A 25028-nucleotide genomic window follows, 5' to 3' on the forward strand; every position below is an offset into this window, starting at 1 on the left:
CCGAGCGGGGACTACAGGGCGGGGGCGGGGCCGCGCAAGGTGGTGATCATGAAGAACGCCAGCGTCTCCCGCCCGGGGAGAACCCGCGCCCCGCGTGACCCCGCCGTGCCAGGGCGCGGCACGGCTCCCGCCGCTTCGCCGTTCCGCGCTGCCGCCACCCGCTTGCCCGGGCTCGCGCTCGCCGTCGGGATCGCCGCCGTCGCGACGGTGCTGGGCCGGCTCGTGCCCGTCGTCGGCGGGCCGGTGAGCGGGATCACGCTCGGGGTGCTGGTGGCCGTCGCGGTGCGCCCGGGGGAGCGGACGCGGCCGGGCGTCGCCTTCGCCGGGCGCTGGGTGCTCCAGGCGGCGGTGGTGGTCCTGGGCGCGCAGCTCTCCCTCGGCCAGGTGCTGCGGGTCGGGGCCGGCTCGCTGCCGGTGATGCTCGTGACCCTCGCGGTCTGCCTGGCGGCGGCCTACGGGATCGGGCGCCGGCTCGGTGTCGTACGGGACCTGCGCACGCTGATCGGCGTGGGCACCGGGGTGTGCGGGGCCTCCGCGATCGCGGCGGTGACGCCGGTGATCGGGGCGGTCGGGGCGGAGGTGGCCTACGCCGTCTCCACGATCTTCGTCTTCAACATCGCGGCCGTGCTGGTCTTCCCCGTCCTCGGGCATCTGCTGGGGATGGGGCAGCACGCCTTCGGCCTCTTCGCCGGGACCGCCGTCAACGACATGTCGTCGGTGGTCGCCGCCGCCACGACGTACGGCGGCCCGGCGGCCGACTACGCCGTGGTGGTCAAACTGGCCCGCACGCTGATGATCATCCCGATCTGCCTCGGGCTGGCGGCGGTCGTGCGCCGGAGGGCGGGTACGGGCGCCGACGCGGGCGTCGAGGGGAACCGGCCCGCCCGTGTGCGCGTCGGCCGGCTGGTCCCGTGGTTCCTCGTCGGATTCCTGGCGCTGGCGGCCGTGAACACCGCCGGGCTCGTCCCCTCCGCCGCGCATGCCCCGCTCGGCACGCTCGCCGCCTTCCTCATCACGGTCGCCCTCTCCGCCGTCGGACTGTCCACCGACCCCGCCGCCCTGCGCCGGACCGGCCCCGCGCCCCTGCTGCTCGGCGGCTGCCTGTGGCTGGTGGTGTCGGCCACCAGCCTGGGCGTCCAGTTCCTGACCGGGCATCTGTGAGCCGGGCTCGGGAACCCGGTGCGCGCGGGCGGCACGGGCATGCGTGAAGCGACAACCCGGTCCGTCTGGTATGCGTAGGCGGCATGGACTTCTCCAGTACGGCGCTGCGGGTGCTGCGCCAGGTGGCCGAGTCGGGGAGCTTCACCGCGGCCGCCGTCCGGCTCGGCTACACGCAGTCGGCGGTCTCCCGGCAGGCAGCGGCGCTCGAGCGCGGGGCGGGCGCGGTGCTGTTCGAACGGCACTTCGACGGGGTGCGGCTCACCCCGGCCGGGCTGACCCTGCTGCGGCACGCCCGCACGATCCTGGCCTGCCTCGACGAGGCCGAGCAGGACCTCACGGGCTCCGCCGGGCGGGCGGAACCGGTGCGGCTGGGGATCTTCCCCAGCGGGGGCGCCATGCTCCTGCCCCTCGCGCTCACCCGGCTCGCCGAGACCGATCCGCACCTGGCCGTGACGTCACGGGAGGGCACCACGCCGAGCCTCATCCGGTCCCTGCGGGCCGGCTCGCTCGACCTCGCCGTGCTGACCTCCCGCCCACCGCACCGGCCCTCCGACGGGGAGAGCCCCGCGCTGCACCTCGAACGGATCGAGGACACGGAGCTGTGCGTGGCCGTGCCGACCACCGGCGTGTACGCCGGCCGCACGTCCGTGCACGCCGGTGAACTCGTCGACGCCCCCTGGATCGCCACGCCGTCCTCCGGCGCCGAACCCCTGCTCGGCGTCTGGCCCGGCCTGCCCGGACGCCCACGGGTCGTCCACACCGCCCGCGACTGGCTGACCAAGCTGCGCCTGGTCGCCGCGGGCTTCGGCGTGACGACGGTTCCGCGCGGGATGTCGGCGGCGCTGCCGCAGGGGGTGACCCTGCTGCGGGTCGACGGCGCGCCGCCCGAACTCCGCCGAGTCCTGGCGGCCCGCCTCCCGGGCCGGCCCTCACCGGAGATCACCCGGGTCATCCAGGCGCTCACCGGGGCCTGACTCCGCTCCGGCAGGCGGCGGAGGTTTCCTCGCCCCCGCCGCCCCTGCCCTCCCCCAAGCTCTCAACTCCTCCCCCAAGCTCTCGGCTGCGCTCGAGCAGGGGGGACCCCCATGAGCAGGGGGGACCCCCATCGTCCCCGGGGGCTGCGCCCCCGGACCCCCCTGAAAGATGCGCGGTTCCCCGCGCCCCTCTCAGCGGGAGCCCACGCGTTCCGTCGGCGTACCGCCGCTCCGGCGCCGCGCGGTAAGGTTGGCCCGCGCGGCGAGGACCGGGCCCGGACGGGTTCCGCCACCGCCGTACCGGGGCCGACGCCGTTCCCGGCGAACCGTTCCGAGTTCCGGGAGACACGCGTGCGCGAGCCGACGACGCCCGGCGCCGACGCCTGTCCGCCGTGACCTACCGGCCCTGACAGCGGCCGGGCCGCGCGGACAGCAGTCCATCGCCGCCCCCGCCCCAGACTTCCGGCCCGCGTACCGCGGGCCGACCGCGGCCCGCCGTCCGGCCCGCCGTGTCCGTCCCCCCGCGCCCCGCCGCCCGGGCGCGCCCGAGCCCAGACAGGTACCGCCTCCCTTGCCCACTCCCGCACCCGCGCCTTCCTCCCGTCCCCGTTTCGCCGGGCTGCCGCGCCGCCTCGGCCGGCCCGGCCGGCCCGTCTGGCTGTCGCCGGCCGTCTTCCGCACCGAGGCCCTGGCCGGCCTGGTGGTCGGCCTGGCCCTGATCCCGGAGGCGATCTCGTTCTCCGTGATCGCCGGCGTCGACCCCGAGGTCGGCCTGTTCGCCGCCTGCACCATGGCCATGGTGATCGCCTTCGTCGGCGGCCGGCCCGCGATGATCTCCGCCGCGACCGGCGCCGTCGCCCTGGTCGTCGCCCCCGTAGCCCGCCAGTACGGCCTCAGCTACCTGGTCGCCACCGTCGTCCTCGCCGGCGTCTTCCAGATCGTGCTCGGCGCGCTGGGAGTGGCCAAGCTGATGCGGTTCGTCCCGCGCAGCGTGATGGTCGGCTTCGTCAACGCCCTCGGCATCCTGCTGTTCACCGCCCAGATCCCCAATCTGCGCGACGTGCCCTGGCCGGTGTACCCGCTCGTCGCCGGCGGCCTGGTCCTCATGCTGACGTTCCCCAGGCTGACCAAGGCGGTGCCCGCACCGCTCGTGTCGATCGTCATCCTGACCGTGCTCACCGTCGCCGCCGGCATCGCCGTGCCGACCGTCGGCGACAAGGGCACGCTCCCCTCGTCGCTCCCCGTGCCCGGCCTCCCCGACGTGCCGTTCACCACGCACACCCTCACCGTGATCGCCCCGTACGCCTTCGCGATGGCACTCGTGGGCATCATGGAGTCGATGATGACCGCGAAGCTGGTCGACGACCTCACCGACACCCGGTCCGACAAGACGCGCGAGGCGGTCGGCCAGGGCATCGCCAACATCGTCACGGGCTTCTTCGGCGGCATGGGCGGCTGCGGCATGATCGGCCAGACGATGATCAATGTGAAGAACGGTGCCCGCACCCGGCTGTCGACGTTCCTGGCCGGATTCTTCCTGCTCATCCTGTGCATCGTGCTGGGCCCCGTGGTCTCCCGGATCCCGATGGCCGCCCTGGTCGCCGTCATGATCCTGGTCTCCGTCGGCACCTTCGACTGGCACTCGGTCAAGCCGGCCACGCTCAAGCGGATGCCGGTCGGCGAGAGTGCCGTCATGGTCGTGACGGTCGTGGTCGTCGTGGCGACGGACAACCTGTCCATCGGCGTGGTCGTCGGCTCGCTGACCGCCATGGTGGTCTTCGCCCGCCGTGTCGCCCACCTCACCGAGGTCACCTCCGTCACCGACCCCGACGGCAGCCAGGTCGTCTACGCCGTCACCGGGCAGCTCTTCTTCGCCTCCTCCAACGACCTCGTCACCCGGTTCGACTACGCCGGCGACCCCGACAAGGTCGTCATCGACCTCACCGACACCCACGTCTGGGACGCCTCCTCCGTCGCCGCACTGGACGCCATCGAGACCAAGTACGCCCAGCGCGGCAAGACCGTCGAGATCATCGGCCTGAACACCTCCAGCGCCCGGCTGCACGGCAGGCTGAGCGGCGAACTCACCGCGAGCCACTGAAACCGGCCACCGGGCCCCGAGCCGGCGGGGCCCGGCCGCGACGGATCACTATCGTGTCCGGGGGCGCTTCCCGCGCCCCCGAGTCGTGAGGAGTGACGCACCATGGCCGACCCGGCCCCCGGCGAACTGATCGACGTCCACGCCCACTTCGTGACCGACTCCTACGTGCGCGCGGCCCGGGCCGCCGGGCACACCCGTCCGGACGGGATGCCCGGCTGGCCCTCCTGGAGTCCCGAGGAACACCTGCGGCTGATGGACGAGCACCGCATCCGCACCGCGCTGCTGACCATCTCCTCCCCGGGCACGCACTTCGGCGACGACGCGGCGGCCCGTACGCTCACCCGCGAGGTCAACGAGTACGCCGCCGGCGTCGTCCGCGCCCACCCCGGCCGCTTCGGCCACTTCGCCTCGCTGCCGCTGCCGGACGTCGACGGCAGCCTCGCCGAGCTCGCGTACGCGCTGGACGAGCTGGGCAGCGACGGCGTCACCGTCGAGTCCAACGCGCACGGCCGCTACCTGGGCGACGAGCGGTTCGAGCCGCTGTGGGCCGAACTCGGCCGCCGCGAGGCCGTGGTCTTCGTCCACCCCACCTCTCCCGTCCACCCCGAGACGGTCTCGGTGGGCCGGCCCCGGCCGATGCTGGAATTCCTCTTCGACTCCACCCGCACCGTCTCCGACCTGGTCTTCAACGGGGTCCTCACCCGGCACCCCGGCGTGCGGTGGATCTTCACCCACGGCGGCGGCACGCTCCCGCTGCTGGTCGACCGGATGGAACTCTTCCGCACCGCGTTCGACGGCGGCTCCCCGGACGAACCGTCCGTCCGGGAGCAGGTGTCCGGGCTGTGGTTCGACCTCGCCGGAACCCCCTTCCCGCACCAGGTACCGGCCCTGGAACGCGCCTTCGGCCCCGCACGGATCCTGTACGGCAGCGACTACTGCTGGACGCCGGTCGGCGCGGTCGCCCAGCAGGTCGCCTCCCTCGACACCGCCGACCAGCCCGGCGCCACCACCTGGCGCGCGCTGACCACGGCCAACGCCACCCGCCTGCTGCCCCGCGTCGCCGCACGGAACCGGTAGCCGTCCGGCGGAGTCGTGGCGATGACGCGCAGGGAGAACTCCTTTGCCGCCGGGTGTCGTGGGTGAGCCGTGTCCGCTCCCTGCACGTGCTGCCGGCGCCGGACGTGGAGGACTCGCGGACCACCGGGAGCGCGAGGCCGCCCAGCACCTGGTCGACGCGCGCATGGTGGCCCCGGGCCTCGACACGGACGGCGCGGCGGACCGAGCATGCTCGCCGGGCCCCGCCTCCTGACCGGACCGCACGAACATCTGCTCTACCCTGAGAGGACGGCTGAGCCGGCGAGTGGGTGTACCCGTCCGTGGCCGGGACAGGTGCGGGTCGAGTGCGAATGAGGGCGTATGGAGTCGGTTACCGGCGGCGACGGCCGCCCCTCCCCGCTCACGGGGACACCGATACGGGTGACGGTGAGGCTGGAGAAGGAGGGCGTGAACATCGCGCGGGCCCGGGACCTCGCGACGGCCTTCCTCGGCCGGGTCCGGGACGAGCTGGGGATGCCCGTGTCCGCGCGTGTCGTGGGCGACACGCAGCTCGTCGTGAGCGAGCTGGTCACCAACGCGCGCAAGTACGCCCCCGGGCCGGTCTCCCTGGAGCTGCGGGTCGCGGCGGGGCTGCTGGAGGTGGTCGTACGGGACGGCGATCCGCAGCTGCCGGTCGCCCGGCCGGCCGACGCCGACCGGATCGGCCAGCACGGGCTGGAGATCGTCAAGGCCATCGCCCGCGACCTCGAAGCGACGCGCGAGCCGACGGGCAAGCGCATCACGGCCCGGATCGCGCTCGTCGACGATTGCGTTGTCGACGACCCGCTCGTCGGCGGACCCTGACGGCCTCGGCGCCCCGGTGCCGGGTCGTCGCTCACCCGTTCAGGGCGTCTCCCGGGTGCGCCAGCGCCTCGGCGGCCCGCGCGCGGTCGGGGTACACGGTGACGAACTGGTCGATCCCGGTGACCTGGCAGACGCGCCGCAGATCGGCGCCGGGCCCGGCGAGGGCGAACGGGGCGCCCGCGGCCTCCGTCCGCCGGCCGGCGCAGGGCCTCGCCCGCGCCCACCGGATCGACCAGCAGCGGGAGACCGCCCTCGCCCTGCAGCGCGCCATCCTCGGCCCGCCCCGGCTGCCCGCGGGGCTCGCCGTGCGGTACGAGCCCGCCACCCGGCCCCTGGAGGTCGGCGGCGACTGGTACGACACCCTCACCCTGCCCGACGGCCGCATCGGCATCGTCGTCGGCGACTGCGTCGGCCGGGGCCTTCAGGCCGCCTCCGTCATGGGCCAACTGCGCAGCGCCTGCCGCGCGTTGCTGCTCCAGGACGCCGGCCCCGCAGGGACCCTCATGGCGCTGGACCACTTCGCCGCCACCGTCCCCGGCGCCCGGTGCACCACCGTCTTCTGCGGCGTCCTGGACCCCGGCACCGGCCGCCTGACCTACTCCAGCGCCGGACACCCGCCGGGCATCCTCGTCCTCGCCGACGGCACCGTCCGGCTCCTGGAGGACGGGCGCGCGATCCCGCTCGCCGTACGGCCGGGCCGGCCGCGCCCCGAGGCCGAGTGCGTCATGCCCGCACGGGCCACGCTGCTGCTCTACACCGACGGACTCGTCGAACGGCGCCGCCGCCCGCTGGACGCCGGGATCGGCCGGGCCGGAGCGGCGGTGCGGGACGGCCGCGACACCGCCCTCGACGACCTCGCCACGCACGTCATGGAACGCCTCGCCCCGGCCGGCGGCTACGACGACGTCGCCCTGCTGCTCTACCGGCACCCCGCCCCGCTGGAGCTGACCTTCCCCGCGGAGTCAGCCCAACTCGCCCCGGTCCGCAAGGCGTTGCGCGGCCGGCTCGGCCAGTGCGACCTGCCGCCCGGTACCGCGCAGAGCGTCCTGGTCGCCGCGGGCGAGGCATGCGCCAACGCCATCGAGCACGGACACCGGCACAGCCCCGGCGACGGCGTCCGGCTGCGCGCCGAGGCCCTCGTCGACGACCTGCGGCTGACCGTCGCCGACACCGGCAGCTGGAAGACGCCGCGGCCCGAGCGCGACACCCACCGCGGCCGCGGCATCACGCTGATGCGCGCCATGATGCGCGAGGTCACCATCACCCCCGGCCCGGCCGGCACCACCGTCGACATGCACACGAGGATCGCCCGATGACCACCCCGCTCACCCTCACCCCGGGCCGGCACCCCGACGGCAGGCCGCGGCTGACGGCGTCGGGCGAGATCGACATGAGCAACGTCGACGCCCTCGTCCGGGCGCTGGAGGACACCCCCGGCCCCCTCGTGCTCGACCTGAGCGCGGTGGAGTACCTTGACAGCGCGGGCCTGAGCGCCCTGTTCGTCCACGCCGACCGTCCGGAACTCGTCGCCAACCCCTTGCTTGCCCCCGTTCTGACGGTCTCCGGTCTCACCGACCTCCTTGAGGTCCGCGGCCCGCACCTCCCCGAAGGTGACGGACATCTCCCCGCGGGTGAGGGAAACGGTGTTTGACACCGGCGTTCTGGGGTGGGTTGCGCCCGACCGGTGCGGTGAGGAACTCTGAACGTTCGACGATTCTCCGCCCAGCAGAGAGGTGGTGGGGTACGCACGGCGCGTGCCTGCCGATTTGTGTGCTTCCCTCAGTCCCACCGGCTCCCCTCCCGGTCCGTCCACCGGCACCGGCGATGCCCGCGTCCCGGTGGGCGAGGCGTGGCGCGACGCCCCGTACCCCGTGCTGGTCGTCGACCGGCACGGCGGCCTCACGCGGCTCAACCGGGCCGCCCGTCGGCTCCTGCCCGACGCGGCACGCGGTGACCTGCTGCGCGCGACGGTGCCGCCCTGGCTGTCGGACGCCCACCACCGCCTCACCGCCGCCCCGCACGACACCGGCGGCGACGCCCCGGCCGGACACCTCGGCGACCGCTTCTTCGCGGCGCACCCCACCCCGGCGGCCGACGGAACCGTGGTCTGGTGGCTGGTCGACGAGACCGACCGCCGGCAGGCGGAGACGGCCCTGCGCAGCGCGCGGGCACGCTCCGAGATGCTCTCGCGGATCTCCTCCACGCTCCTGTCGACCCTCAACGTGCCGCGCTGCATGGAGGTGACCGCCTCCATGGCCGCACAGCACATGGCCGAGGCCGCCGTCCTCATCTCCCCGCCCCAGGGGCGCCGCCACCAACTCACCTACGCCGCACGGGGCGAGGCGGTCGTCCAGGTCACCCGCCAGGTCGACGTCGCCGGCGTGCCGGGGCTCGCGGAGGCGCTGCAGGGATTCCCGCCGGTGCCGGCCCGCTGGCTCAACCCCGACGACATCCCCGACTGGCTCATCCCCGACGGCTTCGCCGGCCCGGTCGGCTCGGTCATCGTCACCCCGCTGCCCGGCCACGGGGTGCCCGCCGGGGCCCTCGTACTGCTGCGCTCCAGCACCGAGAACGCCTTCACCGAGGGCGAGGAGGTCTTCGCCCACCTGTTCGCCGCCCGGGCCGGCGCCGCGCTGTCCGCGGCCCGCCTCTACGCCGAGCAGTCCGCCCTCACCAAGACCCTGATGCGCGAGCTGCTCCCGCCCATGCTCGGCGGCGTCAACGGCGTGGAGTACGCGGGCAACTACCGTGCCGCGGCCGACCAGGAGCGCGTCGGCGGCGACTTCTACGACGTCCACCCCGGCCCCGATCCCTCCCGGGAGACCCTCGTCGTGCTGGGCGACGTCGCGGGCAAGGGACTGGACGCGGCGGTGCTGACCGGCAAGATCCGCAACACCCTGCACGCCCTGCTGCCGCTGGCCGACGACCACCAGCGGGTCCTCGACCTCCTCAACGGGGCGCTCCTGTCCTCCCACCACACCCGCTTCGCGACCCTCGTCCTCGCCTCCGTGCGCCGCCGCGGCAGCCGTGCGCTGCTGCGGCTGACCAGCGCCGGCCATCTGCCGCCGCTGATCGTCCGGTCCGACGGCACGGTGGAGGAGGTGCCCACCCACGGCACCCTCGTCGGCGCGCTGCCCGAGGTGCCGGCCCGCACGGTCGAGACGGCGCTCGGCCCGGGGGAGATCTGTCTCCTCTACACCGACGGCATCACCGAGGCCCGCGGCGGCCCGCTCGGCGACGAACTCTTCGGCGAGGACCGGCTGCGGCGGGCGCTGGCCGGCTGCGCGGGCATGCCGGCGGAGGCCGTCGTGGACCACGTACAGATGCTCGCCTCCCAATGGCTGCACTCCGGGCGCCACGACGACATGGCCGTCGTCGCGATCGGCGCGGCGAGGACCGGACCGCTGGCGGTCGTCAGCGGAAAGAACAGCGGGAGGATCGGGTGAGCGACCTCACCACACCGGCCGGACTCCGGGACGCGCTGTGGCAGGCCGTGGCCGGCGGCGACGAGTACACCGCCGTCGCCCTCGTCCAGGAGGCCTCGGCCGGGCACGTCGACGACGAGACGCTGCTCCTGGACGTGATCGCCCCGGTGCAGGAACGCATCGGCACCGAATGGGCCGCCGACCGGCTCACCGTCGCCCAGGAGCACGCCGCCACCGCGATCAACGAACGCGTCGTCGCCGCGCTCGCCCACCACGGGCCGGCGGCGCCGCGCCCGGCCACCGCACGCGGACGCGGACGCGTGACGGTCGGCTGTGTCGACGGCGAGTGGCACGCCTTCCCCGCCCGGCTCGTCGCCGAGGTGCTGCGGCTGCGTGGCTGGCGGGTCGACTACCTGGGCGCGCAGACCCCCACCCCGCACCTCGTCGCCCATCTGCACCACACCCACACCGACGCGCTGCTGCTGTCCGGTTCGCTTCCCACCCACCTGCCGGCCGCGCACGCCGCCATCACCGCCTGCCAGGCCGTCGGCGTCCCCGTCCTGGCGGGCGGACGCGCCTTCGGCCCCGACGGCCGGCACGCCCGGGCACTGGGCGCCGACGGATGGGCGGCCGACGCCCGCGGCGCGGCCGGGATACTGGAGAAGGGATTCTCCGGGCCCGACCCGTCGGTCAGCCGCCAGGCCGTGGACGACCTGCCGCACCTGGCCGACCAGGAGTACACGCTGATCGTCCGGTCCCGGGCCCAGCTCGTCAAGCAGACCCTGGTCGACCTCGAGGACGCCTTCCCCGCCGCGCGCCACTACAGCGACGCGCAGCGCGAGCGCACCGCGGAGGACCTCGCCCACATCGTCGACTTCCTCGCCACCGCCCTCTACATGGACGACGCCGAGGTCTTCACCGACTTCCTCACCTGGACCGCGGGCATCCTCCAGGCCCGCGGCGTCCCCGCCCGTTCGCTCACCGCCGGCCTCGGCCTCCTCGCCGGCCGGCTCCGCGACTTCCCCCGCACCCTGCGCCTGCTCCACGAGGGCACCGAGGCCGTGCGGGACCACCCCGCCCACCCCGTCCCCGAAGCCGGCACCCACGCATGACCGAACCGACAGCCACCGAGTTCGCCCTGACCACCGCCGACGAGCCGCCCACGCTGACCGTGCGGGTGACCGGCGAACTGGACTACGACACCAGCGAGGACCTGGTCCGCGCCGTCGTCGGCCACCTCGCCGGTCCCGTCGTCCACCGCGAGGTGTGCCTGGACTTCGCGGAACTGACCTGGATCGACTCCTCCGGCCTGTCGGCCCTGCTGATGGTCCACCGGCACACCTCCGCCGCCGGGGCCCGGCTGCGCCTGCGCAACAGACCCGAGTGCCTGGAGCGCATGCTCCACCTCACCAACGTCCTCGACCACCTCCTCACCACGCCCGCCACCGCGGCGGCCCGGGAGGCCGCCGGGACCGAGGAGGACGACGACGAGAACTCGGAGGCCGGGGCCACCTGACCCCCGGCACCGGTAGGGTCGGGACGTGGGGCGCAGCGACAGGACGACGCAGCCGGACGACGCGTGCGCGGGGGAACCGCGGGACGAGCGGGGCGAGTTGCCGGGTCATGAAGCCCGGGAGGCCCGGGTGCTGTGGTGGGGCTCGGCCGGGCTGGTGCTGGCCGTCCTCGGGACCGCCGTGCTCGTCGCCGGAGCCGGGCGCGGCCACCGGCTGCCCGTCGCCGAGGCCCTGGTCCTCGCGCAGGTCGGCGCCCTGCGATGGCAGACGCGCGCCCCGGTTCCCGTCCTGGCCGCCAACGCGACGACGGGGCTCGCGGTGTGGGCGCTGCTGCCCTCGGTGACCCTGACGGGCGCGCTGCTCGCCGCGCAGATCACGCTGTGTGTGCTGTCGGCCACCCGCCCGCCGCGCACGTCGGCGCGGGCCCTGGCGGCGATGTGCCTCCCGGCGCCGCTGGCACTGCTGACGGGCGGCACCCCGGGGCTCGTGCTCTGTCTGCTGTCGGTCGCCCTGGCCTGGACCCTGGGCCAGTGGCGCGGGGCGCAGCAGGAGCGGGCGCGGGCCGAACTGCGCCGGGCCGTGGCGGAGGAACGCGCACGCATCGCACGTGAGGTGCACGACGTGGTGGCGCACACCCTGTCGGTGATGGTCATTCAGGCGAGCGCGGCCGACGACGTGTTCACCGAGCAGCCCGCAGAGGCCCGCCAGGCCTTGCGGACCATCGAGACGGGCGCCCGCTCGGCACTGGCCGAACTCCGCCTGATCCTGCGGGCGTTCCGGCCCGAGGCGGGGGAGGAGCCGACGCCCGGCCAACGGGACCCGGGGCCCTCACTCGCCCGCCTGGCGGAGCTGGCCGACACCGTGCGCGCGACCGGGATGACCGTCCACGTGCACGAGGAGGGCACCTCCGCCGGGCTGCCGGCCGCCGTGGACCTGGCGGCGTACCGGATCGTCCAGGAAGCTCTCACCAACGCGCTGCGTCACGCGGCCGGCGCGGACGAGGTGAGCGTGCGGGTGACGGCGGAGGGGGACTGCGTGAGGGTCACGGTGACCGACAACGGGCGGACGGGGCACGGCCGTCCGTTCACGGCGGGTGCGGGGCGTGGCCTCGTCGGGATGCGGGAGCGTGCCGGACTGCTGGGCGGCGCCCTGCGCGCCGGGCCGCTGCCGGGTGGCGGCTTCGAGGTGGCGGCCCGGCTGCCGGTGGAGCGCGTGTCATGACCCTGCGCGTGGTGGTGGCCGACGACCAGGCGCTGGTCCGCACCGGATTCCGCATGATCATCGACGCCCGGGACGACCTGGAGGTGGTCGGCGAGGCGTCCGACGGCGGGGAGGCGGTGCGGCTGACCCGCGAACTGGCCCCGGACGTGGTGCTGATGGACGTCCGCATGCCCGTCCTGGACGGCATCGAGGCGACCCGGCGGATCGCGGCGGGCGGCAGCCGGGCCCGGGTCCTCGTGCTGACCACCTGGGACGTGGACGCGCACGTGGTCGACGCGCTGCGCGCCGGGGCGAGCGGCTTCCTGCTCAAGGACATCCGCCCCGCCGAACTCGTCGACGCCCTCCGCCTCACCGCGCGCGGCGACGCGCTGCTCGCGCCGACCGTACTGGCCCGCGTCCTCGACCGGTTCCTGCGCACCACCCCCGACCCGGCGCCGCCGCCCTCCCTGCGGGAGCTCTCCGGGCGCGAGCGCGAAGTGCTCACCCTGATCGGACAGGCCCTGTCGAACGCGGAGATCGCCGCCCGGCTGTCCCTGTCGGAGGCCACCGTCAAGAACCACGTCACCGCGGTGCTGCGCAAACTCGGCCTGCGCGACCGCGTCCAGGCGGTCGTCGCGGCGTACGACCACGGCCTGGTGCGGCCCAGGCACCCCTGACCCGACCGGCCGTCCCGGCTCGTCGGCCGCCCCTGTCCCCTGATGCGCCGTCTCCTCCCCAGGGAGGAGAACGGTCCGCCGTCCGCCCGTGCTCCCAGTGCCGGTACCTCCGCGCGGCCGATCCGCGGCCGGGGTGCCCGGACCTAGCGTCGGGGTGTGATCGACGACCTGGCCTGCCTCATGTACCTGCTCGCCCACGACGAGGGCGCCGAGGGCCCCTACGACCGCTCCCGCACCGCGCTGCTGGTGCGCGCCGCCGCGTTGACGGACCTCGCGCTGCGCGGCCGGCTGCGCGAGGACGCCGGCACGGTCACCGTGCACGGCACGGGGCCCACCGGGTCCCCCGTCCTGGACGGGGTGCTGCGCGACGCGGCCGGGCACGGCTGGAAGCACCTCGTGCGCAGGCACCGCCGTCGGACCCTGGCCGAGGTGGAGGACAGGCTCGCCGCGGCCGGAGTCCTCGCCCTGGCGGCACCCCGTACCCGTGCCGGCGCCCGGCGTTCGACCGTCACGGACCACCCGGCGGCCCTCGCCGTCCGCGCCCGTGTCCGTGCGGCGCTGCACGGCGACGGCCCCGTGGCCGCGCTCCCGGCCGCCGACGCGGCGCTGCTGGCGCTGGCCGCGGCGGGCGGCGTCCGCTCGGTCGTCCCCCGGCGGGACCGCAGCGCCCACCGGTCCCGCGTCGACGCCTGCACGGAGCGGCTCGGCGCCCTGGCACCCGGCCTGGAAAAGGCCGTCCGCGCCCTGCCGACGACCATGATCGCCGCCCGCGGCGGCATGGGCGGCGGCTGACCGGGCGCGGCCGGTCAGCACCGCGCCGAACGACCGGGACACCGCACACCACCCGGAAGGACCGAGGCACCGCACACCATCCAGAAGAAGAACCGGAACACCGCACACCACCCGCAAGAACCGGAACACCACCCACGGGGAGACACCCATGACCGAGACCGCCGCCAGGCGTCTGACCGGCTTCGCCTGCCTTGCCGCCGCCGTCGCCCTCATCGTCGAAGTACCGTTGTACTTCCTCTACTCGGGCCCGCCACCGGACGCCAACGTGCTCGCCAGGCTGCTGATCGGCATCTTCGCGCTGACGTTCCTGATCGTGTTCGTGACGGCCTTCCGCGAGCTGGTGAAGACCGTGAGCCCCGCCCACGAATGGGCCGGCACGCTGGCGTTCGCCTCCGGACTGGTCTACACGACGATCACCCTGGTCTCCAGCGGCCTCGAGGCCGGCGCGGTCATCGCCGCGGACCACCCGATCGACCCGACCATCACCGTCAGCGGCACCTACATCCTCTACGGGTCGATCGACCGCCTCCTGCTCGCGCTGTTCCTGACCGCCGTGGGCTACACGCTCTCCCGTACGCGTCTGCTGCCGCGCTGGACCCACCGGTCCGCCTTCGTCCTGGCGGGGGTCAACCTGGCCTTCGTGCCGTCCCTGTTCTTCGGCAACACCCCCGCGCACTTCTACGCGGCGAACGGCTGGGCCACCACCGCCCTGATGGGCGCGATCCTCAGTTACTGGCTGCTCGCCCTGGGCGTCTCCACCTGGCGCAGCGCCGCCCGGAGCGCGCCGGAACAGGTCACGAGCGGCCGGCCGCCGGCGCGGAGTGCGGCTCGACGGCCCGCCTGAACGCGTCCTCGTCGGCGGTGTGCGGGGCGGCGGTGAGCAGGACGACCTTGCGCAGGTCGTCACCGTCGCTCAGCACGTCGCAGTCCACCTCGACCGGCCCGGCCACCGGGTGCGCGACGATCTTGCGGTCCTCCTGGTGGGCACCGACCGCGCCGGCGGCCCACAGTTCGGCGAACCGCGGGCTGCGCGCGTCCAGCTCCCGGACCAGACCGGCCAGCCGGCGGCTGCCGGGGAAGCCGCCGGTGGCGCGCCGCAGGTCGGAGACGACGGCGGCCTCCACCGCGGCCGGGCCGTGGGAGGTCACGGGCCAGTGCGAGAGATGCGGGCCGTCGCCCTCGGCCGGGAACGTGTCCCGGGCGAAGTTGCGCAGCCTCGGCGGCTTCCGCGCCGGATCGCCCAGCAGCGCGGCCCAGGCGGGGCTCCACCACAACAGCTGCCAGTCGGCGGCGAACACCGCGGCCGCGGTGCCCCCGAGCCTGCTCAGGGCGCGGCGCAGCCCGGGCGGCACGTGGTCGGGGACCTCGCCGCCGGACGGCGGGGCGAGCCCGGCCAGCCGGTGCAGGTGGTCCCGCTCGGCGTCGGTGAGCCGCAGGGCGCGGGCGAGCGCGGCGGTCACCTGCGCCGAGGGACGCGTGAACCGGCCCTGCTCGATGCGCACCACGTAGTCGACGGAGATCCCCGCCAGCTCGGCCAGTTCCTCCCGGCGCAGTCCGCCGACCCGCCGCCCCCGCCCCTGGGGAAGCCCGACCGCGGTGGGCGGTACACGGTTCCGCCAGGCGCGGAGCGTCGGTCCGAGTGCGTCACCAGCGGTCATGCCCGCCATTGTCCCACCGGGCCCGCCGCCCCGGGCGGCGCCGGCCGCGCGAGGGTGGCAACGCTGTTCCCAGGGAAGGATCCTCACTGGTCACCGCGGCACGCCCCGGCGAACGTGGGGGCCATGACGTTCACCCTCTCCCACGACCACGTGGGCATCACCGTCACCCCGGACACCCTGGAAGCGGCCGTCGAGTGGTACGCGGACACGCTCGGCTTCACCGTCGAGAAGCGGTTCGCCTCCCACGGCACCACGTTCGTCTTCCTCGTCGCCGGTGACGTCCGCATCGAGCTCCTCTCGGGCGCGACGGGCCGCGCACCGGAACCGGTCACCGACGTGCTCACCAGCATGGATCCACAGCGGCTGCACCACTTCTGCCTCGCCGTGACGGACCTCGACGAGGTTCTGGCGCGGCTGGACGACCGCGGGGTACCGCTGATCGGCGGCCCCATGACCATTGCGGAGATCGGCCGCCGCATCGCCTTCGTCACGGACACCACCGGCACGATCATCGAACTCACCGAGTCCGCCCCGGCCCGCTGAGCACCGGCGCCGGTCCTACCGGGTCCCTCGCTGGACGACGTCGGCGAGGACCGTGGTCACCAGTCTGTGCACGGTCGCCGTGGCCGGGGGGCCGGGGTCGCGGTCCGCGAACAGCAGATGTCCGCCCCCGACCAGCGACAGGGTGAGGGAGTCGATGTCGGCGTCGGCCGCGATGCGGCCCGCGGCGCGCTCGTCGGTGAGGTAGGCGGCGACCGCGCTCGTGATCTGGGCGAGGATCGCCAGGCCGCCGCCTCCGGGCTCGGCACGCCGCAGCCGTGCGCGCAGCTCGTCGCGGAACGTGATGAGCGGGATGATCGCGACCGGCACCGGGCCGAACAGGGCGGTCAGCGCCTCGGTGAGGTTGCCGGCCACGGTGCCGGTGCCGACGGTCTCGCGCAACTCCCGCGCCAGCGCACGCAGTTGACCGGTCCGGTCGAGCACGAGCTCGGTGAGGAAGGCGTCGAAGTCGGCGAAGTGCCGGTGCAGGACGCCCTTGGCGCAGCCGGCCTCCTCGGTGACGGCCCTGCTGGTCAGCTCGTTCGGGCCGTCCCGCAGCAGTACGCGCTCGGCGGCGTCGAAGAGCTGCTGCCGCGCGTCGCGAAGGTGCACCCCGGTCGGCACTGTCGGCTCCTCTCGCGGGTTCGGGCGGCGGCCATTGGCAAGTGGGCGCCTGCCCACTAAAGTGACCGCATGCCCACTCTATCGCGGGAACAGCCCGAACCGCCCCAGCCGCACCACCTCCGGCAACTGGCCGAGTCCTTCGGTACGGACGCGCGGCGCTACGACGAGGCCCGGCCGGAGTACCCCGGCGACCTGGTGGCCCGGGTGGTCGCCGGGAGCCCTGGGCCGGACGTGCTCGACGTCGGCTGCGGCACGGGCATCGCGGCCCGGCAGTTCCAGGCCGCCGGCTGCGCCGTGCTCGGTGTCGAACCGGATCCGCGGATGGCGGATTTCGCGCGGGAGCGCGGCCTGCCGGTCGAGGTGGCCACCTTCGAGGCATGGGAGCCGGCCGACCGGACGTTCGACACGCTGATCGCCGCCCAGTCGTGGCACTGGGTGGACCCCGCCGCCGGTGCCGCGAAGGCGGCCCGGGTGCTGCGCCCGCACGGGCACCTGGCCGTCTTCGGGCACGTCTTCGAGCCGCCCGCCGAGGTGGCCGAGTCGTTCGCGGCGGCCTACCGCCGGGTGGCCCCCGACTCCCCGTTCGCCGCGCAGCCGGCCCGGCGTCCGCTGGAGACCTACCGGGCCGGGTACGCGAAGATCGCCGACACCCTCCGCGAGACCGGGCGCTTCGGCGAACCCGAGCAGTGGCGGTTCGACTGGGAGCGGTCCTACACCCGCGACCAGTGGCTGGACCTGCTCCCCACCACCGGCGGCCTCACCCGGCTCGCTCCCGGTCAACTGGCCGAGGTGCTGGGCGCGGTGGGCCGTGCCGTCGACGCGCTGGGCGGCCGCTTCACGATGCGCTACACCACGCTGGCGATCACGGCCGTACGTGCCGGAACCTCCTGATCCCGTCACGGAGGTGCCCCCGGCGTGGTCGACGCCCTCTGGTGGGAGGATTAGTATCCGCAGTCAACTGGCCATGCGCAAAAGCACGTTGCCTCGCGGTCGCCGTCTTCCCGTCACCGGTAGGGGATCATGTCGATGCTACGGATTGTCAAGTACCTGACATGCGCGGTGTCGGCCGTGCTCCTCACGGCCACCGCCCCCGGCGCGCTCGCCGCCACCCCCGACCGGCCACCGGCGTCCGACCCGGCGGCGCCCGCCGCCACCTGGCAGCCGCCCCTGTCGACCCGCGGCCGCTACATCGTCGACGCGGCCGGCGACCGGTTCCGGCTGAAGTCGGCCAACTGGGACGGTGCACAGGGCTCCTGGACGGGCAGCGGGGACACGGCGGACCCCGCCAACCACCACGCCGGGCAGGACTCCCACGGCATCCCCCTCGGTCTGGACCGCGTGCCCCTCGCCACCCTGCTCGCCGACTTCCACGCGCTCGGCGTCAACAGCGTCCGGCTGCCCTTCTCCAACGAGATGATCCACGCCACGAGCCCCGTGCCGGACGCCGCCGTCGCGGCCAACCCCCGACTGCGCGGGAAGACGCCACTGGAGGTCTTCGACGCCGTCGTGTCCGCCCTCACCGCCGACGACTTCGCGGTCGTACTGAACAACCACACCAACACCTCCCGCTGGTGCTGCGGCGTCGACGGCAACGAACGCTGGAACAGCGGCCAGGACACGCGGCGCTGGGCCGACGACTGGGTCCTCATGGCCCGCCGCTACGCCGACGACCCCCGCGTGGTGGGAGCCGACCTCTACAACGAGGTGCGCCGGGACATCCTGCACGACCCCGACTGGGGCGGTGGTGACGACTACGACTGGTACGCCGCCGCCCAGTTGGCCGCCGACCGCATCCTCACCGAGGCCAACCCCGATCTGCTCATCGTCATCGAGGGCATCAACTGGACCGGCCTGCCCGTCGACGGCTTCGCGCACGGCCGCCCGGTGCTCACCCCCGTCCGCACCCTCTCGCACACCCTCGTGGCGAGCGACAAACTGGTCTACTCCGCCCACTTCTATGGCTACACCGGCCCCCACCACAGCGGGGCCACCGGCCTCGGCGAGACCAGCGACCCCCGCTACCAGGACCTCACCGAGGACGAACTGCGGCAGGCCCTTCACGACGAGGCCTTCTTCGTGTCGGAGGAGAGCGGCCGGCACTTCACGGCACCCGTGTGGATCAGCGAGTTCGGCATCGGCGCGGGCGAGACCGGCGCCGCCGCCCGCACCTGGTTCGGCCGCGTCACCGACTACTTCGCCGATCACGACGCCGACTTCGCCTACTGGCCGCTGGTCGGCTGGGAGGGGCACGACGACTGGGCGCTGCTGCGCTACGACACCGAAGGCCGCCGCTACGGCCTGCTCGACCAGGCCGACTGGCGACGCACCGGCTGGGACCGGCTGATGACCGCGCCGAGCCGCACCGGCCCCGTCGCCCCGGTGCCCGTCTGGCGGATGCTCACCACCGACCACGGCGACCACGTCGAGTCACTGCGGGTGCGGGCCACCGGCGACTGGGACCCGGGCGCGTCCAAGGCCGCCTGCCCCGACGGGCTGCGGCTGACCGGCCTGAGCCACACCGGGGGCCGGGGGCTGTGCACCGACGTCACCGCGGGCGACCTGCGCGCCGCGAGCGGCGGCCAGACGGTGGTGACCGACGAACGGTATGTCCCGCAGGGCGGTGACTGGGCCTCCGGCTACACCAAGTTCCAGTGCCCGGCCGACGCGTACCTCATCGGCTACAGCCGGCGCGGGAGCCGCACCTCGGCGGCCCTGTGCGCCCCCGCCCGCACCCCGCTGGGCACCACGGGCCGTACGGTCTGGTTCGACCGCTCCGACAACCGGCCCGACTCCGGCGGCGACTTCGCCTCCGGCCACTACAAGGGCCAGTGCGCCGACGACGAGTACGCCGCCGGGATCGCGTTCACCACCCGGGTGGGCAGCGCGGGGCGCCCGGCGGCGCTGCTCTGCCGCCGGCTGCCCTGAGCGCGCCGCCGCGGGACGGGCTCGGGAGGGCGGGCGTCAGGCCCTGCTGTCGTACTCCCGCCGGCAGTCGCTGATCTCCTCGCTGTGCTCGACGGTCCAGCGGTAGAGATGACCGAACGGCTCGCGCAGCGACTCGCCCAGCGGGGTGAGGGAGTACTCGACGCCGACGGGCGAGGTCGGCAGCACCGTGCGGCGGATCATGCCGTTGCGCTCCAGGCGCCGCAGGGTCTGCGTGAGGACGCGCTGTGTCACACCCTCCAGGCCGCGCTTGAGCTCGTTGAAGCGGGTGGGCCGCTCCAGCAGCGCCATGACCATCATCGACCACTTGTCCGCGATCTGGTCGAGGATCGGCCGGCTGGGGCAGTCCGCCCGGAAGACGACGGGTGTGCCGGCGTGGACGCCGTAGGGGTCGGTGTCCTTCATGTGCCCTGGTACCTCCGAAGTGCGTTCTTGACGATCACCGCGGCACCGCCGACGGTAGGTATGCATCGCAAACCTACCTGCCTTCCGGTAACCCAGGGAGCCTTCATGCCCTCCGTGACGAACGACGTCCACCGCACGCCCGACGACTGCTCCACCCTGCGTGTGAGCAGCGCGGACGGTGTCGCGCACGTCGTCCTCGACAACCCTCCGGTGAACGTGCTCGGCGTCGTGATGATGCGTGAGCTGCGCACCGTGCTGACCGCGCTCGCGGACGACCCGTCGGTCCGCGTGATCGTCTTCTCCAGCGCCGACCCCGAGTTCTTCCTCGCCCATGTGGACATGCGCATCGCGGAGGACATGGAGGCCCTCGGGGAGCTCGCCGCGTCGGCGCCGGGGGACGTCAATGTGTTCCAGGCCGTCGGCGAACTCCTCCGCCACCAGCCGCAGGTGACCATCGTCAAGCTCGCCGGGAAGGCCCGCGGCGGCGGGGCCGAGTTCGTGGCCGCGGCGGACATGGCGTTCGCCGCCGCCGAGACCGCCGGACTCGGCCAGATCGAGGCGCTCATGGGCATCGTCCCCGGCGGCGGCGGAACGCAGTACCTCCGGGAGCGGGTGGGCCGCAACCGCGCCCTGGAGGTGATCCTCACCGGCGACCTGTTCGACGCCGCGACGGCCGCGTCGTACGGCTGGATCAACCGGGCCCTGCCGGCCGCCGAACTCGACGCGTACGTCGACCGGATCGCCCGGAACATCGCCGCGTTGCCCGAGGGCGTCGTCGCGGCGGCCAAGCGGGCGCTGCCCGCCGACGACCTCACGGAGGGACTCCTGCGGGAGAACGACGCCTGGGCCGCCACCCTCGCCCGGCCGGCCGCTCAGCACCTGATCGTCGGCGGCCTGCGCGACGGGGCGCAGACACTGACCGGCGAACGCGACCTCGAGACGCTGATGCGCGGCGTCGCACGCTGAGCGCGAGGCCGTACACCCCCCTCTCAGTCCGGATCGCGGTCCAGATCGGACATGTCCAGGACGAACCGGTGGCGGACGTCGTTGCGGCGGAGACGGTCCAGCGCCGTGTGGATCTCGGCGGACGGCAGCACCTCGACGTCGGCGGTGATGCCGTGGTCGGCGCAGAAGCGCAGCATGGCGGCCGTCGCGGGGCGGCCGCCGCTGCCCGCCGAACCGAGCCGCTTGCGGCCCACGAGCAGGTCCATGACCTCGACGGTGACCGGACCCAGATGGCCCAGGAGGCTGAGTGTGCCGTCCATCGCCACCAGCCTCAGATACGGGGCCGGGTCGTGGGGCGCGGAGACGGTGTCGACCACGACGTCGAAGCTGTCCCGCGCCGCGGCCGTCCGCGCGGTGTCCGAGGAGGCGATGAGCTCCTTCGCGCCGAGGCGGCGGGCGTCCGCGCGCTTGGCGTCCGTGCGGCTGAGGACGGTCGTCTCCGCGCCGAGCGCCACCGCCATCTTCACCGCGAGGTGCCCGAGGCCGCCGAGCCCGGCCACGGCGACCCGGCTGCCCGGGCCCACGCCGAGGGCGCGCAGCGGCTCCCAGACGGTGACGCCCGCGCACAGCAGCGGGGCGGCCGCGGCCGGGTCCAGGCCGGCGGGGAGCGCGTGGGCGAACGCCTCGCGCACGACGTACTCGCGGGAGAAGCCGCCCAGAGTGACCGACCCGTCCTGCCGGTCGGTCCCGCCGTAGGTGAGGGTGGGGAAGGAGCAGCAGTAGTTCTCCTGCCCCGCCTCGCACATGGCGCAGGTGCCGCAGGAGTCGACGATGTTGCCGACCGCGACACGGTCGCCGGGCGAGAAGGCCGTCACCCCGGGACCGGTCGCGGTCACCACGCCGGTGAACTCGTGCCCGGGGACGAGGGGGGCCTCGGCTCGCGGGTCGTACCCCCGTACGGCGTGCAGATCCGTGTGGCACAGCCCGCAGTGGTCCACCCGTACCGCGAGGTCGTCCGCGCGCAGGTCACGGCGGTGCAGCGGGGTGCGTCGCAGGGTGCCGGGTCCGGTGGCCTGCCATCCGACGGTCGTTCGCACAGTCCTCGCCTCCAACAAACAAACTGTTCGGTCTATTGGCGGCCAGCGTAGGCGTGGAGCTGCCGTCGAGGCAAACCAACCGTTCTGTTTGGTAGGGTGGGCACCATGCCGGAACAACCCCAGACCCCCCGCGGTGCCGCGACGTACCGGCGCATCCTGGACGCCGCCACCGAGGAGTTCGCGGCGCACGGCATCGCGGGCGCGCGCATCGAACGCATCGTGACGGCGGCGCGCACCAACAAGGCGCAGCTCTACGCCTACTTCGGCGACAAGGAGCGGCTCTTCGACGCGATCTTCCTCGGCTCGCTGGAGCGCATCACCGACGTCGTTCCGATCGACGCGGACGACCTCCCGGACTGGGCCGTACGCCTCTACGACGAGTATCTGCGCCGCCCGGACCTCATCCGGCTCGCGACCTGGACCCGGCTGGAGCGCCGGCCCACCGGGCATCTCGTCGAGACCCACGAGCACTACGACGACCGCAAGCTGACGGCCCTCGCCGAGGCACAGGCCGCCGGGCGCATCCGGCAGGGCGACCCGTTCGACCTCATGGCGATGGTCATCGCCATGTCCATGGCCTGGTCGCCCGTCAGCAACGTGTACGCGGCCAGTGACCAGGAGCCCGACGAGGTGCACGAGCGGCGCCGGGCCCTGCTGCGCGACTGCGTGCGCAGGGCCGTCGCGGCGGACTGAGCCGCCCCCTGCCGAAGGGGGCGCCGGGCGGGCGCCTCAGCCGCGCAGTCGCGGCGCCGGTGGCATCGGAGGCGACGGAACCTCCCCCTCCGGAACCGCGCGGAACGCCTCGATGACGTACGCGGCGAAGCGGCGCGAGGCCGCGAGGCGGACGGCGGGCGGGGCAACCTGGATGCCGCGGTGGGCCATCAGCATCAGGATCAGGTCGTCGACGACGAACCCGGGACGCAGCCGGCCGGCCCGCTGGGCCCGGCGGGTCAGCTCGGCGACCGCGTGTGCCATCTGCTCCCGGTCGGCGGCGAAGTCCATGGCCTCGGGGAACGCCGCCATGAACGCGTCGGCGAACCCCCGGCTTTCGGCGTGGAGTTCGCAGACGCCCTGCACCGCGCCCCGGAAGCCCCGCCACGGGTCCGGGTCGTCCAGGGCGTCGCGGACCAGGGAATGGCACGTACGCCGCTGCTCGGCGTAGGTCGCCAGCACCAGATCGCGCTTGGTCGGGAAGTGCCGGTACAGCGTGGCGGGGCCGACCCCCGCGAGCCGGGCGATCTCGCGCATCGGCGCGCCCAGACCCTCCTCGCCGAACACCTCCCGGGCGGCGTCCAGGATGCGGGCCCGGTTGTCGCGGGCGTCGGAGCGGACGGGGTGAGTCAACTGGTCGGTCATCGTTTCTCACTTTAGCCAACCGGACGGGGGCGTCCGTTACGTTCCGAGGACGGCGGGCCCGCGCGGGTCCGCCGTCCCGTCGAACGAGGAGTGGTGACATGAAGGCCGTGGTGATAGGGACGTTCGGGAAGCCCGAGGGGCTGGAGGTCGTCGACCTGCCGGTGCCCGCCCCCGGCCCGGGACAGGTGCGGATCACGACCGAGGCGATCGGGGTGGGCGGCGTCGACGCCGTGATCCGCCGGGGCACGCTCGGCACCTACGGCTTCAAGGAGGGCCACCTCCTCGGCAGCGAGGCCGCGGGCACCGTCGACGCGGTGGGGGAGGGCGTGGACGCCTCCTGGATCGGGCGCCGCGTATGGGCGTTCACCGGGCTGACCGGCGCGTACGCCGAGCAGGCCGTCGCCGCCCTCGACGACGTCCTCCCGCTGCCCGAGGGCCTCACCGCCCACGACGCGGTGACGCTCGGCAGCTCCGGCGTGGTCGCCCACTTCGCCCTGGACCGCGCCCGCTTCGCCCCCGGCGAGAGCGTGCTGGTGCGCGGTGCGGCGGGCAGCATCGGGCTCACGACGGTCCAGCTCGCGGCCAGGGGCGGCGCCGGCGCGGTGGTCGTCACCACCTCGTCGGCGGAGCGCGGCGAGCGCCTGCGGGAGCTGGGCGCCACACACGTCCTCGACCGTTCCGGCGAGGGCGACGCGGACGCGCCGAGCGGCTACGACGTGGTGATCGACGTCGTGGGCGGCCCCCAACTGCCCCATTTCCTGGACAGGCTGAACCCCAACGGACGGTTCGTGGTCGTCGGCGTGGTCGGCGGACAGCTCCCGGCGGACTTCGGCACCCCGCTGATCAAGAACTTCCGCAGCTCCGTCACGTTCGCCACCCTCAGCCTCGACACCGTGCCCGGCCCCGACCGGCAGACGGTACGGGCGGCGCAGTTCGCCGACGCCGCACGCGGCGAGCTGCGCACGGTCGTGCACGACGTGCTGCCGCTGGACGAGGCGGCGGCGGCCCACCGCGCGATGGACGAGGGCGCGGTGTTCGGCAGGAGCGTGCTGGTGCCCTGAGCGCTGCCCGGGCAACCGTGCGCGCCGCCCGGCGTCAGCGGCCGGTCGAGCCGTCGACGAGCTCGCGGAGGATGTCGGCGTGACCGGCGTGCCGGCCGGTCTCCTCGATCAGATGGGTGAGCGCCCAGCGGACGGCCGGCGGGCGCCTGCCCGGCTGCGGGTGGGGGAGCGGCGCACCGGGATCGGTACAGCCGTCGAGCACCTCGTTCGCCTCGGCGACCGCCCGCCGGTAACGGGCGACGACCTCGTCGGCGCCGGCCCCGGCCGGGGCGCGGAACGTGGCCTGCCAGTCGGTGACCCGGGCGCCGAGGAACGTGGCCCGCTCCACGTGCGTCAGATGGTGGAGCAGGCCGAGCAGATTGGTGCCCGACGGCACCGCCGCCGTACGGGCCCCCGGCTCGGGAGCGCCCTCGACCTTCGCGGCGACCGAGGCGCGCAGATAGTCCAGGAAGCCGCGCAGCACCTCCAGTTCGCTGTTCCCCGTGCGCGGCGGCGGGGTGTCGGAGCGGCGGGTGCGGCGGGACGGAGCGGTCATGGTGCCTGCCTGCTTTCCAAAAGCGACGGGGGTGCGGCCCTGGCGGAACGCGGTCAGTGTCACCGGTCCGCCACGCCCCCGCACGCCCTCTTGCGGTTTCGGCAAGCCGGTCGCACAGGGG

Annotated in this window: 25 protein-coding genes and 1 pseudogene; 20 read left to right on the top strand and 6 right to left on the bottom strand. The window is 74.4% G+C overall.

Going from position 1 to position 25028, the window contains the following annotated elements; translation table 11 throughout:
• Positions 1-48 precede the first annotated feature (48 nt).
• The 14 genes and pseudogenes from OIE12_RS32555 to OIE12_RS32620 all read left to right on the top strand — a co-directional run bounded on the left by OIE12_RS32555 (position 49) and on the right by OIE12_RS32620 (position 14587).
• Positions 49-1161, top strand: a complete 1113-nt coding sequence (locus tag OIE12_RS32555; RefSeq protein WP_329141544.1) for a YeiH family protein — start codon at positions 49-51, stop codon at positions 1159-1161.
• An 83-nt stretch (positions 1162-1244) separates the two neighbouring features.
• Positions 1245-2135, top strand: coding sequence for a LysR family transcriptional regulator (locus OIE12_RS32560; protein WP_329141545.1), 891 nt, complete (start codon positions 1245-1247; stop codon positions 2133-2135).
• A gap of 571 nt (positions 2136-2706) precedes the next feature.
• Positions 2707-4236 carry a SulP family inorganic anion transporter gene (locus OIE12_RS32565; RefSeq protein ID WP_443053998.1) on the top strand — a complete coding sequence of 510 codons (1530 nt, stop codon included), beginning with the start codon at positions 2707-2709 and terminating at the stop codon, positions 4234-4236.
• 102 nt (positions 4237-4338) lie between these two features.
• The gene (locus OIE12_RS32570; protein ID WP_329141546.1) at positions 4339-5313 is read left to right on the top strand and encodes an amidohydrolase family protein; all 975 of its coding nucleotides are present in this window, start codon (positions 4339-4341) and stop codon (positions 5311-5313) included.
• 339 nt (positions 5314-5652) lie between these two features.
• Positions 5653-6135, top strand: a complete 483-nt coding sequence (locus tag OIE12_RS32575; RefSeq protein WP_329141547.1) for an ATP-binding protein — start codon at positions 5653-5655, stop codon at positions 6133-6135.
• A gap of 200 nt (positions 6136-6335) precedes the next feature.
• Positions 6336-7451: pseudogene (locus OIE12_RS32580) on the top strand (ATP-binding SpoIIE family protein phosphatase); the annotation flags it as partial.
• Positions 7448-7786 (top strand): STAS domain-containing protein, encoded by a 339-nt coding sequence (locus OIE12_RS32585; protein ID WP_329141548.1) that lies wholly within the window; start codon positions 7448-7450, stop codon positions 7784-7786. The pseudogene OIE12_RS32580 and the gene OIE12_RS32585, both read left to right, overlap by 4 nt.
• A gap of 187 nt (positions 7787-7973) precedes the next feature.
• Positions 7974-9581: a SpoIIE family protein phosphatase gene (locus tag OIE12_RS32590; RefSeq protein WP_443054084.1), complete on the top strand. Its 1608-nt coding sequence runs from the start codon at positions 7974-7976 to the stop codon at positions 9579-9581.
• A complete protein-coding gene (locus OIE12_RS32595) occupies positions 9578-10672 on the top strand; it encodes a cobalamin B12-binding domain-containing protein (RefSeq protein WP_329141549.1) in 1095 nt (364 codons plus the stop codon). The genes OIE12_RS32590 and OIE12_RS32595 overlap by 4 nt, the downstream gene beginning before the upstream one ends.
• The gene (locus tag OIE12_RS32600; protein WP_329141550.1) at positions 10669-11076 is read left to right on the top strand and encodes an STAS domain-containing protein; all 408 of its coding nucleotides are present in this window, start codon (positions 10669-10671) and stop codon (positions 11074-11076) included. Before OIE12_RS32595 ends, OIE12_RS32600 begins: the two co-directional genes overlap by 4 nt.
• A 25-nt stretch (positions 11077-11101) precedes the next feature.
• Positions 11102-12295 carry a sensor histidine kinase gene (locus OIE12_RS32605; protein ID WP_329141551.1) on the top strand — a complete coding sequence of 398 codons (1194 nt, stop codon included), beginning with the start codon at positions 11102-11104 and terminating at the stop codon, positions 12293-12295.
• The gene (locus tag OIE12_RS32610) at positions 12292-12951 is read left to right on the top strand and encodes a response regulator transcription factor (RefSeq protein WP_329141552.1); all 660 of its coding nucleotides are present in this window, start codon (positions 12292-12294) and stop codon (positions 12949-12951) included. The genes OIE12_RS32605 and OIE12_RS32610 overlap by 4 nt, the downstream gene beginning before the upstream one ends.
• A gap of 156 nt (positions 12952-13107) precedes the next feature.
• Positions 13108-13743 carry a GPP34 family phosphoprotein gene (locus tag OIE12_RS32615; protein ID WP_329141553.1) on the top strand — a complete coding sequence of 212 codons (636 nt, stop codon included), beginning with the start codon at positions 13108-13110 and terminating at the stop codon, positions 13741-13743.
• A 148-nt stretch (positions 13744-13891) separates the two neighbouring features.
• The gene (locus tag OIE12_RS32620; RefSeq protein ID WP_329141554.1) at positions 13892-14587 is read left to right on the top strand and encodes a hypothetical protein; all 696 of its coding nucleotides are present in this window, start codon (positions 13892-13894) and stop codon (positions 14585-14587) included.
• On the opposite strand, the gene OIE12_RS32625 is transcribed toward OIE12_RS32620, so the two are convergent.
• Entirely contained in the window at positions 14538-15401 is an 864-nt protein-coding gene (locus OIE12_RS32625) for a helix-turn-helix transcriptional regulator (protein ID WP_329141555.1), read from the bottom strand. The two genes, OIE12_RS32620 and OIE12_RS32625, sit on opposite strands and share 50 nt — an antisense overlap.
• Before the next feature lie 123 nt (positions 15402-15524).
• On the opposite strand from OIE12_RS32625, the gene OIE12_RS32630 reads away from it, so the two are divergent.
• Positions 15525-15944 carry a VOC family protein gene (locus tag OIE12_RS32630; RefSeq protein ID WP_329141556.1) on the top strand — a complete coding sequence of 140 codons (420 nt, stop codon included), beginning with the start codon at positions 15525-15527 and terminating at the stop codon, positions 15942-15944.
• 15 nt (positions 15945-15959) lie between these two features.
• Here OIE12_RS32630 and OIE12_RS32635 read toward each other — a convergent pair whose 3' ends face one another.
• On the bottom strand, positions 15960-16565 hold the full coding sequence (locus OIE12_RS32635; RefSeq protein WP_329141557.1) for a TetR/AcrR family transcriptional regulator: 606 nt from the start codon (positions 16563-16565) through the stop codon (positions 15960-15962).
• 69 nt (positions 16566-16634) lie between these two features.
• On the opposite strand from OIE12_RS32635, the gene OIE12_RS32640 reads away from it, so the two are divergent.
• Both OIE12_RS32640 and OIE12_RS32645 read left to right on the top strand, forming a co-directional pair.
• Positions 16635-17456, top strand: coding sequence for a class I SAM-dependent methyltransferase (locus OIE12_RS32640; RefSeq protein ID WP_329141558.1), 822 nt, complete (start codon positions 16635-16637; stop codon positions 17454-17456).
• 129 nt (positions 17457-17585) lie between these two features.
• Positions 17586-19490, top strand: coding sequence for a glycoside hydrolase family 5 protein (locus tag OIE12_RS32645; RefSeq protein ID WP_329141559.1), 1905 nt, complete (start codon positions 17586-17588; stop codon positions 19488-19490).
• Between the two features lie 36 nt (positions 19491-19526).
• On the opposite strand, the gene OIE12_RS32650 is transcribed toward OIE12_RS32645, so the two are convergent.
• Positions 19527-19913, bottom strand: coding sequence for a winged helix-turn-helix transcriptional regulator (locus tag OIE12_RS32650; protein ID WP_329141560.1), 387 nt, complete (start codon positions 19911-19913; stop codon positions 19527-19529).
• A 105-nt stretch (positions 19914-20018) separates the two neighbouring features.
• Here OIE12_RS32650 and OIE12_RS32655 point away from each other — a divergent pair, with 105 nt between their 5' ends.
• Positions 20019-20879, top strand: coding sequence for an enoyl-CoA hydratase/isomerase family protein (locus OIE12_RS32655; RefSeq protein WP_329141561.1), 861 nt, complete (start codon positions 20019-20021; stop codon positions 20877-20879).
• A gap of 23 nt (positions 20880-20902) precedes the next feature.
• Here the strand turns inward: OIE12_RS32655 and OIE12_RS32660 are convergent, their stop codons facing one another.
• The gene (locus OIE12_RS32660; RefSeq protein WP_329141562.1) at positions 20903-21955 is read right to left on the bottom strand and encodes an NAD(P)-dependent alcohol dehydrogenase; all 1053 of its coding nucleotides are present in this window, start codon (positions 21953-21955) and stop codon (positions 20903-20905) included.
• A gap of 105 nt (positions 21956-22060) precedes the next feature.
• On the opposite strand from OIE12_RS32660, the gene OIE12_RS32665 reads away from it, so the two are divergent.
• Positions 22061-22648 (top strand): TetR family transcriptional regulator, encoded by a 588-nt coding sequence (locus OIE12_RS32665; RefSeq protein WP_329141563.1) that lies wholly within the window; start codon positions 22061-22063, stop codon positions 22646-22648.
• Between the two features lie 36 nt (positions 22649-22684).
• On the opposite strand, the gene OIE12_RS32670 is transcribed toward OIE12_RS32665, so the two are convergent.
• Entirely contained in the window at positions 22685-23311 is a 627-nt protein-coding gene (locus tag OIE12_RS32670; RefSeq protein ID WP_329141564.1) for a TetR/AcrR family transcriptional regulator, read from the bottom strand.
• A 98-nt stretch (positions 23312-23409) separates the two neighbouring features.
• On the opposite strand from OIE12_RS32670, the gene OIE12_RS32675 reads away from it, so the two are divergent.
• The gene (locus OIE12_RS32675) at positions 23410-24372 is read left to right on the top strand and encodes a zinc-dependent alcohol dehydrogenase family protein (RefSeq protein WP_329141565.1); all 963 of its coding nucleotides are present in this window, start codon (positions 23410-23412) and stop codon (positions 24370-24372) included.
• Between the two features lie 34 nt (positions 24373-24406).
• Here OIE12_RS32675 and OIE12_RS32680 read toward each other — a convergent pair whose 3' ends face one another.
• Positions 24407-24907: a DinB family protein gene (locus OIE12_RS32680; RefSeq protein ID WP_329141566.1), complete on the bottom strand. Its 501-nt coding sequence runs from the start codon at positions 24905-24907 to the stop codon at positions 24407-24409.
• Positions 24908-25028: the final 121 nt, after the last annotated feature.

Source organism: Streptomyces sp. NBC_00670 (assembly GCF_036226765.1).
Lineage (GTDB): Bacteria > Actinomycetota > Actinomycetes > Streptomycetales > Streptomycetaceae > Streptomyces.

What these genes read in the sequence shown, in the direction of transcription:
- OIE12_RS32555 (WP_329141544.1), top strand. Translation starts at nt 49, where the DNA reads ATGAAGAACGCCAGCGTCTCCCGCCCGGGGAGAACCCGCGCCCCGCGT.
- OIE12_RS32560 (WP_329141545.1), top strand. Translation starts at nt 1,245, where the DNA reads ATGGACTTCTCCAGTACGGCGCTGCGGGTGCTGCGCCAGGTGGCCGAG.
- OIE12_RS32570 (WP_329141546.1), top strand. Translation starts at nt 4,339, where the DNA reads ATGGCCGACCCGGCCCCCGGCGAACTGATCGACGTCCACGCCCACTTC.
- OIE12_RS32575 (WP_329141547.1), top strand. Translation starts at nt 5,653, where the DNA reads ATGGAGTCGGTTACCGGCGGCGACGGCCGCCCCTCCCCGCTCACGGGG.
- OIE12_RS32585 (WP_329141548.1), top strand. Translation starts at nt 7,448, where the DNA reads ATGACCACCCCGCTCACCCTCACCCCGGGCCGGCACCCCGACGGCAGG.
- OIE12_RS32600 (WP_329141550.1), top strand. Translation starts at nt 10,669, where the DNA reads ATGACCGAACCGACAGCCACCGAGTTCGCCCTGACCACCGCCGACGAG.
- OIE12_RS32610 (WP_329141552.1), top strand. Translation starts at nt 12,292, where the DNA reads ATGACCCTGCGCGTGGTGGTGGCCGACGACCAGGCGCTGGTCCGCACC.
- OIE12_RS32620 (WP_329141554.1), top strand. Translation starts at nt 13,892, where the DNA reads ATGACCGAGACCGCCGCCAGGCGTCTGACCGGCTTCGCCTGCCTTGCC.
- OIE12_RS32625 (WP_329141555.1), bottom strand. Translation starts at nt 15,401, where the DNA reads ATGACCGCTGGTGACGCACTCGGACCGACGCTCCGCGCCTGGCGGAAC.
- OIE12_RS32630 (WP_329141556.1), top strand. Translation starts at nt 15,525, where the DNA reads ATGACGTTCACCCTCTCCCACGACCACGTGGGCATCACCGTCACCCCG.
- OIE12_RS32640 (WP_329141558.1), top strand. Translation starts at nt 16,635, where the DNA reads ATGCCCACTCTATCGCGGGAACAGCCCGAACCGCCCCAGCCGCACCAC.
- OIE12_RS32645 (WP_329141559.1), top strand. Translation starts at nt 17,586, where the DNA reads ATGTCGATGCTACGGATTGTCAAGTACCTGACATGCGCGGTGTCGGCC.
- OIE12_RS32650 (WP_329141560.1), bottom strand. Translation starts at nt 19,913, where the DNA reads ATGAAGGACACCGACCCCTACGGCGTCCACGCCGGCACACCCGTCGTC.
- OIE12_RS32655 (WP_329141561.1), top strand. Translation starts at nt 20,019, where the DNA reads ATGCCCTCCGTGACGAACGACGTCCACCGCACGCCCGACGACTGCTCC.
- OIE12_RS32665 (WP_329141563.1), top strand. Translation starts at nt 22,061, where the DNA reads ATGCCGGAACAACCCCAGACCCCCCGCGGTGCCGCGACGTACCGGCGC.
- OIE12_RS32670 (WP_329141564.1), bottom strand. Translation starts at nt 23,311, where the DNA reads ATGACCGACCAGTTGACTCACCCCGTCCGCTCCGACGCCCGCGACAAC.
- OIE12_RS32675 (WP_329141565.1), top strand. Translation starts at nt 23,410, where the DNA reads ATGAAGGCCGTGGTGATAGGGACGTTCGGGAAGCCCGAGGGGCTGGAG.
- OIE12_RS32680 (WP_329141566.1), bottom strand. Translation starts at nt 24,907, where the DNA reads ATGACCGCTCCGTCCCGCCGCACCCGCCGCTCCGACACCCCGCCGCCG.